We start from the raw sequence: 14639 nt of genomic DNA, 5'->3' as shown, positions 1-14639 counted from the left end.
GGCTTTATCGAGTTCAGCCAAGGGCCGCTTTACGGGCCAGCCCGAGGGGTAGGCCGCCGCTTCCGGCGATGCGGTCGTGGAAACTCTTCAGGTCACCGGTGTACTCGGCCCGGATCTTCTCGATCTCGATCGCGCCGGTCAGATAGCTCGGCGCCTGGGTCGGCCAGGCGCAGTAGCGGCTGACCTCACCCTTGGCGGTGCCGGGCGACAGCGACGCCTTGGTGGCCATGTAGGTCTCGGCCTCCTCGATCGACATGTCCTCGCAGTGCAGGGCGGTGTCGACGACGATCCGGGCGGCCCGCCAGATGCGGCAGTCGAGGTGGGCCAGCTCGGTCTCGGGCGTGTCGTAGTAGCCCTGCTCCCACATGAGTTTCTCGACGTAGAGGCCCCAGCCCTCGACGAAGTAGGGCGTCCGGAAGACCTTGCGGATCCGGCGCTTGTTCTCGGCCAGGTGGGCGAGCTGCCAGTGGTGGCCGGGGTAGGCCTCGTGGACGGCGATCGAGGGCATCTGCGGGCGCGAGTTGGTGCGCAGCCGCTGCCGGATCTGCTCCTCGGTGAAGTCGTCGGGGGTGTAGGGAACGAAGAACACGCCCTCGCGGGCGGTGCTCAGCGGCGGCGGCGCCAGGTAGTTGGCCACCGCGATGATCGGCCGCTGGAACTCCGGCGACGGGAGCACCTGGCAGTGTTCGCCCGCCGGGAAGGTGACCAGGTCGCGGGCGCGCACATACTGCCTGGCGCGTTCGGTCTCGGCCTCGTATTCGGCCCGCATGGCTTCCAGGGTGGGCGGGTGGTCGTCCATCAGCGACTCCATGGCGGGCCGCCAGGCGTCGAAGCCGAGCTTGCCGGCCACCTCGTTCATCCGCTGGTTGAGCGCCTCCCACTCGGCGACGCCCTTGGCGTGGAGCTCGCCGGCGCCGTAGCCGAGCATCTCGCGCTCCCGGAGCAGGCCCGAGTAGAGCTCCTCGCCCATCCGCCAGCTGCCGCCCGCGCGGAAGCCGTCGAGGAAGGCGACCAGGTCGTCGAAGGCGGTCGCGGCCGGTTCGGCCGCCGCCGCCAGGCGGGTGCGCAGCGCGGGGTCGCGCACCTGCGCGGGCAGCGTCTCGGTCAGGAACCTCCGTCCTGTACGAGCCTGCTGCAGCCCCCGCGTGACGAGGAGTTCGGCGGCGAGATCGGGCACCAGGTTGGCCTTGCACGCCGCCAGCACCCCGGGCACCTCGGCCAGCCGCGCGACGGCCGCCTCGACGAGTTCCGCCTCCGGCGACAGCCGCTGCTGGAACGGGGTGAACATGGAGGCGAAGATCGCGTCGAGATAGGGCGCGGGCGTCCGCCGCCACTCAGGCCAGCGCGCGAGGAGCACGTCGCCGTGCAGATGGGAGAGGGCGAGTTCGTGGTCGATCCGGTCGTCGAGCGAAGGCCCGGGATCGGCGTTGGAGAGCCGGTCGAGCCACAGCTCGGTGGCGCGTTCCCGGCGGATGAACCCCTCTTCGCTGAAATCGCCGAGGGTGCGGTCGAATCCGGTGGCCCCGAGCAGCGTCGCCCGTACCGGATTGTCCTTCAGATACCAGTCGACGAACTCGTCCAGCAGCGTCATGCGGCGACCCTACCTCCGACCCGCCTCGCCAGTAATGGACGACATCCGCGACACTTAATCGCATAGGTCCCCCCAAAGTAGGAGCAATCAGGTGCCACTGCAGATGACCGGCGCCCCGACGGATCCCGATCTCATCCGGCTCCCCTGGGACATCCCGCTCGAAGAGTGGCCCGAACACCGCCTGGTCGCCCTCCCCCGTGGCATCTCCCGCCACGTCGTGCGGTTCGCCCGCATCAACGGCACCGTGTACGCGATCAAGGAGATCAGCGAGCGGTACGCCAAACGCGAATACCGCCTGCTCTGGGACCTGAGCCGGCTCGACACCCCGTCGGTCGAACCGGTCGCCGTGGTGACCGGCCGCGAGTCCAAGACCGGCGAGGTCCTCGACTCGGCCCTGATCACCGCCCACCTGCAATATTCGCTGCCCTACCGGGCCGTGCTGTCGGGCACCCTGCGCCCGGAGACGCTGGAGCGGCTGCTCGACGCGCTGGCCGTGCTGCTGGTCCGGCTGCACCTGACCGGCTTCTACTGGGGCGACTGCTCGCTGTCCAACACCCTGTTCCGCCGCGACGCGGGCGCGTTCGCCGCCTACCTGGTCGACGCCGAGACCGGCGAACTGCACCCGATGATCAGCGAGGGCCAGCGGCACCACGACATCGAGGTCGCCCACATCAACATCTACGGCGAACTGCTCGACCTCGAGGCCGGCGACCTGCTGCACCCGTCGATCGACCCGCTGCTGTTCGCCGAGCAGATCGTCGAGCGCTACCACCGCCTGTGGACCGAGCTCAACTCCGACGAGATCATCGAGGAGGTCGACTGGCACAAGGTCGACCAGCGCATCCGCCGCCTCAACACCCTCGGCTTCGACGTGGCCGAGATGATGGTCCGCCGCAAGGCCGGCACCGGCCGCCTGATCGTGCGTCCCAAGGTCGTCGACGCCGGCCACCACCAGCGCCGCCTGCTGCGCCTGACCGGCCTGGACGTCGAGGAGAACCAGGCCCGCCGCCTGCTCAACGACCTCGACTCCTTCACCGTCACCCACGGCCTGCGCCACGAGGACGAGGCGATAGTGGCCCACCGCTGGCTCGCCGAGGTCTACCAGCCGGTGATAAAGGCGATCCCGTCGGAGCTGCACCGCAAGCTGGAGCGCGCGGAACTGTTCCACGAGGTGCTGGAACACCGCTGGTTCCTGTCCGAGGCGGCCGGCAAGGACGTCGGACTGGAGGCGGCGGTCCGCAGCTACATCGACAACGTGCTCGTCCACCGCCCGGACGAGAAGGCGATCATCGGAGTAGACCTCTAGCAGCCTCGGCGATGCGGTCCTCGCCGAAGACCTCGATCCCGTTGGCGACCAGCAGCGCGGCCGTCACGCCCTCGCCGGGCAGCACGCGCCCCCGGAAGGTGCCGTCGTAGATCCGCAGCGACCCGCACGACGGGCTGCCCTCTTTGAGGATCGCGATCCGCACGTCGAATGAGCGGGCCACCGCGAGGCACTGGCGCGCGCCTTCCAGGAAATGCGCCGTGACGTCGCGGCCGTCGGGAGTGAGAATGCGGGCCGCCCCCGCGAGCACCGCCGCGCCGCCGGCGCCGCCCTCGATCTCCGCCGGGGGGCGGGGCACCGGCAGGCCGCCCTCGACCTCGGGGCAGAACGGCACCAGCCGTCCTTCGGCCTTCCAGCCTGCGAGGACGGCGTCGTCGCTGGTCTTGGCGCCGCCGTCGTAGCGCACCCGGCGCCCCATCAGGCAGGCGCTCACGAGAATTCGTTCCACCTCACCAATTTTGCAACACGGGTTCCACCGGGTAGCAAATTCCTCCATCCACTGACTAAGTATTTATGTCAGGAAACCAACCGACACATGCTTATTCGTGGGGCGAATCTCCGGTCTCTCTATGGTTTGACCCACCACTTGGCGGGGGGTAACCGGATGAGGAGTTGCGGGTGATCGGCATCGAGGACTGCCTGTCCGAGGCGATGGCCATCCCGGGAGCGCTCGGCGCCATACTGGTCGACCACACCAGTGGCACCGCGCTCGCGACGGAGGGCCTGCCCGACCCGGAGCGGTCGGCGATCGGGCTCAGCGAGACCTTCCGCGCCACGCTCGACGGACTGGCCCTGTCATCGCCTGATGGAACGATCCGCATCGATGATCTGATCATCACCACCGACCACGGCTACCAGCTCATCAAGCCGATGGAGACGATGTGGGACGGCCCGATCCTGATCTGTGTGCGGCTCGACCGAGACAGGGCGAACCTGGCCCTGGCGCGGCGGCGCCTCGACAGCATCTCCCACGAACTGATCGCGTCGTGACAGGTGCCGATCGACGACATGCTCTCCGAACTGGCGGAGAGCAAGGCGACCGGCGCCCTGAAAGCCGGCCGGAGCGGCACCGTCTATCTCAGCAAGGGGCGCGTCTGTTACGTGGAGTGCGCCCGCACCCCGACCGTGGAGGAACTCCTCACGGTCTCCGGCCGGATCACCTCCCACGGGGTGAAGACGGCCCGCCAGACCACGGCGGCCACCGCCGACGGCGGCGACATGCTCGTCCGGCGGGGCGTGCTCAGCCGGGGCGAACTGCAACTCTGCGTCCTGGGAGCGACCCTGGACGCCTCCTTCTTCCTGTTCGGCGCGAACGTACCCAAGCCCAGGTTCCGCGAGGGGGACCGGCACTGGCTGGGGATCCAATGGTTCTTCGACGTGCCGGGCCTGTTCCGGGAATGTCATCGCAGGAGGGCCCGGTTGGACCGCGCCTGGCCATCGGCCGAACTCGACAGCCGCCCGGTCGTACCGGTGCGGCGCATCCGCGCACATCACGTGATGCTGACCGCGCTCCAGTGGGAGATCCTGCTGAACGCGGACGCCGACACCACGCCGATCGAGCTGGCCAAGCGGATCGGGCGGCCGGCGTACACGACGCTGCTCGCGGTCCGCGAGATGGCCGCGGCGGGGCTGCTGGAGACACCGGCGGCGGCTCCGGAGCCGCCGCCTCCGGAGAAACGCCTGGAACTTCCGAAGAGAGTCGCGGGATCGGCTCCACGGCCCGAGCCTCCCAACGGAAACGGACGGCGGGCGCAGTCGTCCTTTCCCGAGATCAGCGGGGATCCGTCGGACGTGAACCTGCTCATCAGGCTGCGTAACGCGCTGGAGGCATTCCAGTGATCACGCGCCCGTGGCTCAAACGGGCCGGAAGGGGCATCCCCATGGATCTGCGCCGCGAAATTCACGAGGAGATGCTGCTCCTCCGAGGCCGCACGTCTGAGATCACGGGTGTCCTCACCTGCACCGTCGACGGGATGCTCGTCTCCGCCGACATCGCCGGGAACGTCGAGCAGACCGCGGCGCTCACCTCGGCCGTGCTCTCGATGAGCCGCCGGATGGCCGACCTGACCAGGATCGGTGACCTCGAGGAGACCCTGATCTCCGCCACCCGCGGCTTCACCGTCCACTACGCCGCGGGTCCCAAACTCGTCCTCACCGTGCTGGCCGTGCCGGGCGCCAACCTCGGGCTGCTGCGCATCGAGGGCAGGAAGACGGCGGCGAAGATCGCCGCCATCGTCGAACGCGAATGAAGAGGAGAAAAGCCGACATGGCGAACATGGACATCTCTCTCAAGGAGATGATGGGGATCGACGGCGCCCTCGGTGCCGCCGTGGTCGACTACAACAGCGGCATGAGCCTGGGGGTGCTGGGCGGGTCCAAGGACCTCGACCTGCAGATCGCCGGGGCCGGCAACACCGAGGTCGTGAAGGCCAAGCTCCGCACAATGGACAGCCTGGGCCTGAAGGACGCGATCGAGGACATCCTCATCACGCTGTCCGGCCAATATCACATCATCCGCCCGATCACCGGCAGGGGCGGCAAGGGCCTGTTCCTCTACCTGGCCCTCGACCGGGGCCGCGCCAACCTGGCGATGGCCCGCCACCACCTGCGGACCATCGAAGACAAGCTGGAGATCTGAGCCGCCGGCGTGAGCCGCTCAGGCGGAACCCAGGAGCGGCTCACGGTTCTCTCTCCCCGGAAACAGCTTCTCCCCCGGCATGGGCAGCCCGAGGGTGCCGGTCACCCGGCGGATCAGCTCGGCGTGGGATCTGATCCCGGGCAGCCTCAGCAGTTCCTCGCCCTTGCGGGTGAGCAGCACGGTCGGAGTGCGGTCGACGCCGGCGGCGGTCGCCGCGCCGATCGCGGTCTCGACGTCGGCGACCGCGCCGATCAGCTCGTCGTCGTACTCGGCGACGATCCGGTCGATCACCGGCGCGATCCACTCGCTGGCCAGGCAGTCACGGCTGGTGAAGATCAGAAGCACCGGGGCCGGTCCCATCACCAGTGAGGTCAGGTCGCGCTCCCCGGTGACGATCCGGCGCCGGGGCGCGATCCCGGTCGGCCGGTCCGGGCCGGTCAGCATCCGCGCGTACGCGTCCGCCAGCCGGGGCGGGCCCGACAGCCCGTTCACGGCCAGGCCGTGGAACAGCAGCCGGGCGCAGTCGGCCCGGGAGACGTGGTCGAGGTCGATCTCCTTCAGCGGCGGCGCGAACGACAGCACCGCCTCGCAGTCGACCGGCCCGGCCAGCGACAGGATGGCCAGCGACTCGCTGGACCCGAGGCGCCACAGGCAGCCGGGCTCGATGTTCTCGCTGCCCAGGCGCAGGTAGCGGAGCGTGGGCATGGCGCCGAGGGCGCCGAGTCCGTGGCCGCGTACGGACTCGCCGGAAACCGCGACCACCGCGGCCGTGGTGCGGGCGAGATGACCGAACGCGGCGTCGACGACCGAGGAACCGCCGATCTTGACCTTGATCAGCGGGCTGTCCTCCGGCAGCGGCACGTCACCGGTGATGTTCGGCGACCACAGCTCCAGGCTCTCCAGCGTGGTGAGCCCCTGGATCGCGCGGACCCCCTCGTCGGTGAACCGCCCCGTCACGGCCAGGTCGCGCAGCGTCGACCGCTTGGCGATCAGGCGGAGGTCGTCGTCGCAGACGCCGCTCAGCCGCAGGCCCGTCATCTCCGGCACCTCGCCGAGCCGTTCGGTCGTCGCGGCCACGTAGGCCAGCTCGACGTCGGACGGAACCGGGATCTCTCCCGTGGGCCGGAATTCACCCATCGTCTGCCCGGCAGGCCTGTCGCCGATCACGACGAAGTGGACCTCGCCCGGCAAGGCGGTTTCGGGGAATCTCAGCGCGCGCTCCATTCAGGAAGAATCCCCAGGTCAGCGTCATGATCAAACGCCCCGGAAGGTACGTTGGAAGCAATGACCCTCCGAGCGTGTTTTTATGGGGCATATGGCGAATCCGGCGATTCTGACGGTGGACGACGACCCTGCGGTCTCCCGCGCGGTCTCCCGTGACCTGCGCCGCCGATACGGCGACCGCTACCGCATCGTGCGGGCCGACTCCGGCGAGGCGGCCCTTGAGGCGTTGCGCGAGATCAAACTGCGTGGCGAACAGGTCGCCGTTCTGGTGGCCGACTATCGGATGCCCCAGATGAACGGCATCCAGTTCCTTGAGACGGCCATGGATCTGTTTCCATTGGCCCGGCGCATCCTGTTGACCGCCTATGCCGACACCGAGGCGGCCATCGACGCGATCAACCTGGTCGACGTCGACCACTATCTGCTCAAGCCGTGGAACCCGCCGGAGGAGAAGCTCTACCCGGTCATCGACGCCCTCCTGGACGCCTGGATCGCCACCCCCGACCGCCCGGTGACCGAGATCCGCGTGGTCGGGCACCGCTGGTCGGCCGAGTCGTACGCGGTGCGCGACTTCCTCGCCCGGAACCTGGTGTCCTACCGCTGGCTGCTGGCCGACGACCCCGAGGGCCGCAGGCTGCTGACGGCGGCCGGGCTGACCGAGAACGACGTGCCCCTGGTCGTGACGACCGACGGCAAGTCACTGGTGCAGCCGTCGGAGATGGACCTGGCTCCCCACGTGGGCCTGTCGACCACCGCCACCAGCGACTTCTACGACCTGGTGGTCGTGGGCGCGGGCCCGGCGGGCCTGGGCGCGGCGGTCTACGGGGCGTCCGAGGGATTGCGTACCGTCCTGATCGAACAGCGGGCCACCGGCGGCCAGGCCGGGCAGAGCAGCCGCATCGAAAACTACCTGGGCTTCCCCGACGGCGTCAGCGGCGCCCAGCTCACCGAGCGCGCCCGCAGGCAGGCGCTGAAGTTCGGCACCGAACTGCTGAGCGCCCGCGAGGCCGTCGCGCTGGAGACGGGCGGCTCGACGAGGATCCTGCGCTTCGACGACGGCACCTCGATCGCCGCCCACACCGTGGTCCTGGCGACCGGGGTCTCCTACCGGATGCTCCAGGCGCCCGGCCTGGAGGGCTTCACCGGCAGGGGCGTCTTCTACGGCTCCGCCTCGACCGAGGCCCCTTCATGCCTCGACCAGGACGTCTACATCGTCGGCGGCGCCAACTCGGCCGGCCAGGCGGCGGTCTACTTCTCCCGGTACGCCGCCCGCGTCCACATCCTGATCCGCGGCGACAGCCTCGAACGCTCGATGTCGAGTTACCTGATCAAGCAACTCGCCTCCCACCCGTCGATCCAGGTCCACCCGCACACGGAGATCTGCCAGGCGGAGGGCGACGACCACCTGGAGCGGCTGACGCTGCGCGACACCCGTACCGGCAAGATCAGAACCGCCGAGACGACGTGGTGCTTCATCTTCATCGGCGCCGAGCCCCGCACCGCCTGGCTCGACTCCGTCGTCCAGCGCGACCAGAACGGCTTCGTCCTGACCGGCCCCGACCTGCTCTCCGGCGGTCAGCGGCCGTCGGGCTGGGCGCTCCCCCGCGACCCCTACCATCTGGAGAGCAGCATGCCCGGCGTCTTCGCGGCCGGCGACGTGCGCTCCGACTCCGTCAAACGCGTCGCCTCCGCCGTCGGCGAAGGCGCGATGGCCGTCTCCCTCATTCACCGTTATCTGGAGGCGCAGTGAGCGACCTTCTGACCCCGGACGACCTCCGCGGCCTGTTCCTGTTCGAATCCCTCAACCAAGACCAGCTCCAGCTGATCGCCGACTGCGGCCGCGTGATCCCCTATCAGGCCGGAGCCCGCGTCTACGAGGAGGGCCAGCCCGCGACCTGTTTCGTGGTCCTCCTCGACGGCACGATCACGCTGACCCGGCGCGTCCGGGGCGACGACGTCGAGTTCACCCGCAGCGACCAGCGCGGCGCCTACGGCGGTGCGACGCAGGCCTACATGGACCCGCTGGTCGCCCAGGAATACAACAACTCGATGATGGCCCTGACCGACGTGACCGTCTACGAGATCCCGGCCGACTCGTTCGCCGAGTGGACCCGGCAGTGGTTCCCGATGGCGATGCACCTGCTCGAAGGCCTGTTCGTCGGCATGCGGGCGACGCAGACGGCGGTCGGCGAGCGCGAACGCCTGCTCGCCCTGGGCGCCCTGTCCGCCGGGCTGACGCACGAGCTGAACAACCCCGCCGCCGCGGCCGTGCGCGCCACCGCGATCCTGCGGGAGCGGGTGGCCGGAATGCGCCACAAGCTCGGCATGATCGCCGACGGGAAGATCGACGGAGGCCGGCTGCACAAACTGGTCGAACTCCAGGAGGTCGCGGTGAAACAGGCCGCCTCCGCCCCCGAGCTGACCGCCCTCCAGACCTCCGACGCCGAGGACGCCCTCGCCGACTGGCTCGACGACCACGACATCGCCGGCTCGTGGGACATCGCGCCGACTCTCGTCGCCGGGGGGATCGAGTCGGAGTGGCTGGAGACCGTCAAGGAATGCGTCGGGGAGGGAAACCTGGAGGGGGCGATCCGGTGGCTGACGTACACGATCGACACCGAGCTCCTGATGGGCGAGATCGACGACGCGGTGTCCCGGATCTCCGGGCTGGTCGCCGCCGCGAAGCAGTATTCGCAGCTGGACCGTGCGCCGCATCAGACGGTTGACGTGCACGACCTGCTCGACGCGACGCTGACCATGCTCCAGGCGAAGGTCCCCGAGGGTGTACGGGTGGTCAAGCACTACGACCGCACGCTGCCTCCCGTGCCCGCCTACGCCGCCGAGCTCAACCAGGTGTGGACCAACCTGATCGACAACGCTATCGGCGCCATGGAGGGCGTCGGGACCCTGACGATCTCGACCTGCCGCGACGGCGAGAACCTGGCGGTCGACGTCGAGGACACCGGCCACGGGATCCCACCGGAGGTCCGGCCGCGCATCTTCGAGCCGTTCTTCACGACGAAGGCGGTCGGAGAGGGGACGGGGCTGGGGCTGGACATCTCCTACCGGATCATCGTGAAGAAGCACCACGGCGACATCCGGGTGGACTCCCAGCCGGGCCGGACGAACTTCCGGGTGCTGCTGCCGTTCGAAGGAGCCTGAAGGCTCAGCGGCCACCGATGACGAAGGCGGCCTGTTGTTTCTCCTGGTCCGGTTCGTGCCGCTTCGGCCGTGACCGCAGGAGAAGCACCAGACCTCCGGCGAGCACGAACCCGCCGAACGCGTAGGGCCAGATGAGGGGTTCCGGTTCGGGGACCGTGGCCGCTTTCACGACGGGGACGTCGGCCGTGCTCCGCCGGAACGGGGTGCCCCAGGGATGCCCCGGCGGTTTGATCGCGCCCCACGGGTCCAGCTGGCCGGCCATCCGCATCGGCTGATACTCCGGCGGGGACAGCGTCAGCCCACCCGGGACGGTCAGCGTCCCGATCTCATAGGTGCCGTAGTAGCTCTGGAGCGCCTCGACCTCCCACACACCGGCGGGCAGCACGATCGAGGTGGCGTAGTGGGAGGGTTCGGCGAGCTTGGTGCCGGTGAACTCCAGCTTCTGCCCGTTGCCGCTGAAGCGCAGCGCGGTGTCCCCGAACGCCTCGTCCCTGACGGGCTCGCTGCCGAGCCCCAAGACCCAGTAGCCGATGGTGTACACGGTGCCGGGCTGGATCTCGGGGATCGGATCGACCTCGGTCGCCGCGAATCCACCGGCGGACGCGGCGGGGACCGGAACGACCAGGAGCGCGAGGAAGGCCAGCAGGAGCACGATTCTTCGGGTCATGCCTCTGCTACATCCGCCGAGCTCCGAAGGTTCCAAGTCAGCTGCGTGAGATCACGAAGGCGTTCTCCTCGTCCCCGGCCGCAGGCTCGGGCTTGCGCCGTAGCCGTCCGACCAGGAACACCACCACCGCGCCCACGACCACCCCGCCGACCGCGTAACCCCATCCCGAGCTCTCCTCAGCCGGAGCCGCGGGCGCGGCGGGAACCACCGCGGCGGCCGGGCTCGGAGCGGCGGCCGGCTGGGGTGCGGGAGCGACGGCGGTGCTCTCGGCCTTGACCACGTTCTTCGCGTCCCAGGGGAAGCCCGGCGGCTTCACCGGCCCCCAGTAGTCGGTCGCCGTTCCGCCGGTCTGGCTCGGGAACGGCGGGGGCGCCACCTTCAGGCCGCCGGGCACCGTGAGAAGGCCCAGGTTGTATGGCTGGAAAATGCCCTGCACGCCTTCCAGCTTCCACTCACCTGAAGGCACCTGGATCGTCGTGGCGTAGTGGGCGGGCTCGGCGAGCGGCGTCCCGGGGAAGTCCAGCACCTTCGAGCCGTCGGTCAGCCGCAGCCCGGTCTGCATCTCCGAGTCGGGTCCCTCGAAGGGGTGCGTCCCGTGCTGGAGAACCCAATAACCGATCGTGTACGTCACCCCCGGCTCGATCGCCGAGGGGAGCGTGTCGAGCTCCGTCACCGCCCACGCGCCGGCGTTCGCGGGAACAGCCGGGAGGAATACGGCGGCGACGACCGCCAGGGCGGCCAGAATTCGTCGTGTCATACCGGTCATACCGCGCCCCGGCGAAAAAGGTTCTCAGCGGTGCACGATCAGCCACGTCGCCACGGCGGTCACCTCGGACGACCGGTTGCCGATCAGGTGCGGGCGGTCGCAGGGGAAGGTGATCGAGTCGCCCACCGCCAGCGTCACCAGCTCCGACTCGAACTCGATCGTCAACTCGCCGGCCGTGACCGTCCCGACCTCGTAGCCGTCGTGCTTCAAGAACTGGCCGTGAGCGTTGGAGATCGACAGAGGCGGATACGTCGACTCGAAGAACTCCACGTCAGGCGTCGAAGCCGGGGACAGCCGCCGGAAGGTGATGCCCCCGCTCAGCAGCAGCGGCGCGACCTCTCCGGCCCGCCGGACCGCGAAGGAGACGGGCTGGGCGTCGGCCTCGTCGAAGACCTCGGAGAGCGGCACCCCGATCGCCGTCACGTAGGCGATCAGGCGGGACACCGACGGCCGCATCAGGCCGCGTTCGATCTGGGAGACGGCCGACGGGGAGATCTCCAGGGCTCGGGCGACGGCGCGGAGGGACAGTCCCGAGCGCTCCCTGAGGTCGCGTAGCCGGGGTCCGAGCGCGTCCATGGCTCCTTACCGATTGTCATAACGGGTTAACAGCGGCGAAACCAGCCGAGCGTTAAGTGACTGCTTAACAGGACCGAACGGTTTCCATCCGCACGATACCCCCCGAGGAAGCTGTGATGACCGACGTCCAAACGGGCCTCATCAAACCCGACTACGACCCCCGGCTGGCCAACGAGGATCTCGTCCCGCTCAAGAAGCAGACCTGGTCCTCCTACAACATCTTCGCCTTCTGGATGTCCGACGTGCACAGCGTCGGCGGATACGTCACCGCGGGCTCGCTGTTCGCGCTCGGGCTCGCGTCGTGGCAGGTGCTGGTCGCGCTGCTCGTGGGCATCGTGATCGTGCAGTTCTTCTGCAACCTGGTCGCCAAGCCCAGCCAGGTGACGGGGGTGCCCTACCCGGTCATCAACCGGGCCATCTTCGGGGTGCTCGGGGCGAACATCCCGGCGATCGTCCGGGGCCTGATCGCGATCGCCTGGTACGGCGTGCAGACCTATCTCGCCTCGCAGTCGCTGCTCATCATCTTCCTCAAGTTCTGGCCGTCGACGGCCTCCCTCAACGAGACGACCTTCCTCGGCCTCTCGCCCCTCGGATACATCTGTTACGCCATCCTCTGGGTGGCGCAGGCGGCGGTGTTCTGGAAGGGCATGGAGGCGATCCGCCGGTTCATCGACTGGGCCGGACCCGCCGTGTACGTCGTCATGGTCGTGCTGGCGGTCTACCTGGTCAGCGAGGCCGGGTGGGAGAACATCTCGCTGGACCTGAGCTCGGGCGAGAGCCTCGGGTTCGCCGAGTCGATCCCGGTCATGCTCGGCGCGATCGCGCTGGTGGTGTCGTACTTCTCCGGCCCGATGCTGAACTTCGGGGACTTCTCGCGGTACGGCAAGTCGTTCGACGCCGTCAAGCGAGGCAACCTGCTCGGGCTGCCGGTGAACTTCCTGTTCTTCTCGATCCTCACGGTCATCACCGCCTCGGCGACGGTGCCGGTGTTCGGGGAGCTGATCACCGACCCGATCCACACGGTCGAGCGGATCGACACCCCGTTCGCGATCCTGCTCGGCGGCCTGACGTTCGTGATCGCCACGATCGGCATCAACATCGTGGCCAACTTCATCTCGCCGGCCTTCGACTTCTCCAACGTGTCGCCGCAGCGCATCTCGTGGCGGATGGGCGGGATGATCGCGGCGGTCGGGTCGGTGCTGCTGACGCCGTGGAACTGGTACGGCAACCCGGACGCCATCCACTACACGCTCGGGGTGCTCGGCGCGCTCATCGGGCCGCTGTTCGGGATCCTGATCGCGGGCTACTACGTGATCAGCAGGCAGTTCGTGGACGTCGACGCCATGTTCACCATGTCGCCCAGCGGGCGCTACTACTTCAGCAAGGGCTACAACCCCAACGCGATCTACGCGATCCTGTCCAGCGGCATCCCGGCCATCCTGTCGGTGATCGTGCCGAAGCTGCTCGGGTCGGGGCTGTGGATCGCCGACTACTCGTGGTTCATCGGGTGCGGGCTCGGGTTCGTCGCCTTCATCTTCTTCGAGCGGCGCAACCCCAGGATCCTGGTGGACGCCGGGTGATCCACGTCAAGGTGATCAACCCCAACACCTCCCGGGACATGACCGAGATCATCGGTTCGTGCGCCCGGGAGGTGGCGGCACACGTCACCGCGGTCAGCCCGGCCATGGGTCCGGCCTCGATCGAGAGCCACTACGACGAGGCGCTGGCCGTACCGGGGATCCTGACCGAACTCCACGGCGCCGACGCCTACGTGATCGCCTGCTTCGGCGATCCGGGCCTCGACGCGGCCCGCGAGGTCGCCGACGGCCCGGTGATCGGCATCGCCGAGGCGGCCATGCACGTCGCGACGCTGGTCAGCCGCAGCTTCAGCGTGGTCACCACGCTGGGCCGGACCGTCCAGCGGGCCTGGGACCTGGCCGAACGGTACGGGTGTGAGAAGGCCTGCCGGGGTGTGCACGCGTGCGAGATCCCGGTGCTCGACCTCGACGACAAGGCCCTGAGCGTGGTCGCCGAACTAGCCGAGACCGCCTTGGAGAAGGACGGTTCGGAGGCGATCGTGCTCGGGTGCGCCGGGATGGGGGCGTACACGAAGGAGATCGCGCGGAGGATCGACGCCCCGGTGATCGACGGCGTGCAGGCGGCGGTGACGCTGGCCGAGTCGCTCGTGAAGCTCAGGCTCACCACGAGCAGGCGCGGTGAATACGCCTCTCCCCCGCCGAAACCGTACACAGGGCTCCTGGCCGGCTTCGAGATCAAATAGGTGGCGGGCGGAACGCCGGATATGAAGACTGTGCGGCATGATTCCGCCGCGGCAGATCCGGGCCCGCCACGACGAGCGCACGATCACCGTCTACCAGGCCTACAGCCCCGAGATCGGTGACCACGCCGCAGCCCACGGCCGGTTCGGATCCAGTGGGACCCCGAGCGGTCGCCGCCCTTGCACGCGCTGCCCCACCGGGCGTTGCAGATGGGCCTGTCCCGCGAGGCGGTGACCGCTACGTCGAGGAGTGGATCGTCGGGATCGGGGACGTGACCGCCCTCGCCCACCGGATCCACGCGCTCAGCCCCGAGGCCCGCGAGGCCGCGCTCCCGGTGGAGCGCCCCTACCCGCTCCCGGCGGACATCGCCGCGACCTGCGGGGCCACCCCATGATCGAACGTGTGTTTGATA

Annotated in this window: 17 protein-coding genes and 1 pseudogene; 12 read left to right on the top strand and 6 right to left on the bottom strand. The window is 69.0% G+C overall.

Annotated elements, in window-relative coordinates:
• Nucleotides 1-13: 13 nt before the first annotated feature.
• On the bottom strand, nucleotides 14-1591 hold the full coding sequence (locus AW272_RS10905) for a DUF885 domain-containing protein (RefSeq protein ID WP_066363375.1): 1578 nt from the start codon (nucleotides 1589-1591) through the stop codon (nucleotides 14-16).
• Between the two features lie 91 nt (nucleotides 1592-1682).
• Here AW272_RS10905 and AW272_RS10900 point away from each other — a divergent pair, with 91 nt between their 5' ends.
• Nucleotides 1683-2897: a DUF4032 domain-containing protein gene (locus tag AW272_RS10900; protein ID WP_218010844.1), complete on the top strand. Its 1215-nt coding sequence runs from the start codon at nucleotides 1683-1685 to the stop codon at nucleotides 2895-2897.
• Here AW272_RS10900 and AW272_RS10895 read toward each other — a convergent pair.
• Nucleotides 2878-3363 (bottom strand): 2-thiouracil desulfurase family protein, encoded by a 486-nt coding sequence (locus AW272_RS10895; RefSeq protein ID WP_066363373.1) that lies wholly within the window; start codon nucleotides 3361-3363, stop codon nucleotides 2878-2880. The genes AW272_RS10900 and AW272_RS10895 overlap by 20 nt on opposite strands.
• Before the next feature lie 170 nt (nucleotides 3364-3533).
• On the opposite strand from AW272_RS10895, the gene AW272_RS10890 reads away from it, so the two are divergent.
• Genes AW272_RS10890 through AW272_RS10875 form a run of 4 tightly spaced genes read left to right on the top strand, consistent with a single transcriptional unit; the run spans nucleotide 3534 to nucleotide 5553 of the window.
• The gene (locus AW272_RS10890; RefSeq protein WP_066363372.1) at nucleotides 3534-3905 is read left to right on the top strand and encodes a hypothetical protein; all 372 of its coding nucleotides are present in this window, start codon (nucleotides 3534-3536) and stop codon (nucleotides 3903-3905) included.
• A 3-nt stretch (nucleotides 3906-3908) separates the two neighbouring features.
• On the top strand, nucleotides 3909-4754 hold the full coding sequence (locus AW272_RS10885; protein WP_066363370.1) for a hypothetical protein: 846 nt from the start codon (nucleotides 3909-3911) through the stop codon (nucleotides 4752-4754).
• Nucleotides 4755-4795: 41 nt separating this feature from the next.
• Entirely contained in the window at nucleotides 4796-5164 is a 369-nt protein-coding gene (locus AW272_RS10880) for a roadblock/LC7 domain-containing protein (protein WP_066363734.1), read from the top strand.
• A gap of 17 nt (nucleotides 5165-5181) precedes the next feature.
• Nucleotides 5182-5553, top strand: coding sequence for a hypothetical protein (locus AW272_RS10875; protein WP_066363368.1), 372 nt, complete (start codon nucleotides 5182-5184; stop codon nucleotides 5551-5553).
• An 18-nt stretch (nucleotides 5554-5571) separates the two neighbouring features.
• On the opposite strand, the gene AW272_RS10870 is transcribed toward AW272_RS10875, so the two are convergent.
• Nucleotides 5572-6777, bottom strand: coding sequence for a YbbN family protein (locus AW272_RS10870; RefSeq protein ID WP_066363365.1), 1206 nt, complete (start codon nucleotides 6775-6777; stop codon nucleotides 5572-5574).
• Between the two features lie 91 nt (nucleotides 6778-6868).
• Between AW272_RS10870 and AW272_RS10865 the strand changes: the two genes are divergently transcribed.
• Together AW272_RS10865 and AW272_RS10860 are read left to right on the top strand one after the other, a co-directional pair.
• Complete coding sequence (locus tag AW272_RS10865; protein WP_066363362.1) at nucleotides 6869-8527, top strand: NAD(P)/FAD-dependent oxidoreductase; 1659 nt, start codon at nucleotides 6869-6871, stop codon at nucleotides 8525-8527.
• A complete protein-coding gene (locus AW272_RS10860) occupies nucleotides 8524-9939 on the top strand; it encodes an ATP-binding protein (RefSeq protein WP_066363359.1) in 1416 nt (471 codons plus the stop codon). The genes AW272_RS10865 and AW272_RS10860 overlap by 4 nt, the downstream gene beginning before the upstream one ends.
• A gap of 4 nt (nucleotides 9940-9943) precedes the next feature.
• Here AW272_RS10860 and AW272_RS10855 read toward each other — a convergent pair whose 3' ends face one another.
• The 3 genes from AW272_RS10855 to AW272_RS10845 are packed head-to-tail and all read right to left on the bottom strand — an operon-like array spanning nucleotide 9944 to nucleotide 11948.
• Nucleotides 9944-10606: a hypothetical protein gene (locus AW272_RS10855; protein ID WP_157518467.1), complete on the bottom strand. Its 663-nt coding sequence runs from the start codon at nucleotides 10604-10606 to the stop codon at nucleotides 9944-9946.
• A gap of 37 nt (nucleotides 10607-10643) precedes the next feature.
• The gene (locus AW272_RS10850) at nucleotides 10644-11363 is read right to left on the bottom strand and encodes a hypothetical protein (RefSeq protein ID WP_066363357.1); all 720 of its coding nucleotides are present in this window, start codon (nucleotides 11361-11363) and stop codon (nucleotides 10644-10646) included.
• A 33-nt stretch (nucleotides 11364-11396) separates the two neighbouring features.
• Nucleotides 11397-11948: a helix-turn-helix domain-containing protein gene (locus AW272_RS10845; protein ID WP_066363355.1), complete on the bottom strand. Its 552-nt coding sequence runs from the start codon at nucleotides 11946-11948 to the stop codon at nucleotides 11397-11399.
• Between the two features lie 116 nt (nucleotides 11949-12064).
• Between AW272_RS10845 and AW272_RS10840 the strand changes: the two genes are divergently transcribed.
• The 5 genes and pseudogenes from AW272_RS10840 to AW272_RS45550 all read left to right on the top strand — a co-directional run bounded on the left by AW272_RS10840 (nucleotide 12065) and on the right by AW272_RS45550 (nucleotide 14621).
• Entirely contained in the window at nucleotides 12065-13528 is a 1464-nt protein-coding gene (locus tag AW272_RS10840) for an NCS1 family nucleobase:cation symporter-1 (RefSeq protein ID WP_066363353.1), read from the top strand.
• Nucleotides 13525-14229 carry an aspartate/glutamate racemase family protein gene (locus AW272_RS10835; RefSeq protein ID WP_245657397.1) on the top strand — a complete coding sequence of 235 codons (705 nt, stop codon included), beginning with the start codon at nucleotides 13525-13527 and terminating at the stop codon, nucleotides 14227-14229. The genes AW272_RS10840 and AW272_RS10835 overlap by 4 nt, the downstream gene beginning before the upstream one ends.
• Before the next feature lie 37 nt (nucleotides 14230-14266).
• Nucleotides 14267-14335: pseudogene (locus AW272_RS44935) on the top strand (DUF4291 domain-containing protein); the annotation flags it as partial.
• A 71-nt stretch (nucleotides 14336-14406) separates the two neighbouring features.
• Entirely contained in the window at nucleotides 14407-14502 is a 96-nt protein-coding gene (locus AW272_RS44930; protein WP_245657395.1) for a hypothetical protein, read from the top strand.
• On the top strand, nucleotides 14499-14621 hold the full coding sequence (locus tag AW272_RS45550; protein ID WP_275527290.1) for a hypothetical protein: 123 nt from the start codon (nucleotides 14499-14501) through the stop codon (nucleotides 14619-14621). The genes AW272_RS44930 and AW272_RS45550 overlap by 4 nt, the downstream gene beginning before the upstream one ends.
• Nucleotides 14622-14639: the final 18 nt, after the last annotated feature.

This window comes from Herbidospora mongoliensis (assembly GCF_001570545.1).
GTDB classification, from domain to species: domain Bacteria; phylum Actinomycetota; class Actinomycetes; order Streptosporangiales; family Streptosporangiaceae; genus Herbidospora; species Herbidospora mongoliensis.
The sequence above is the reverse complement of the archived record's forward strand: the minus strand, read 5'-3'. Positions and strand labels throughout refer to the sequence as shown.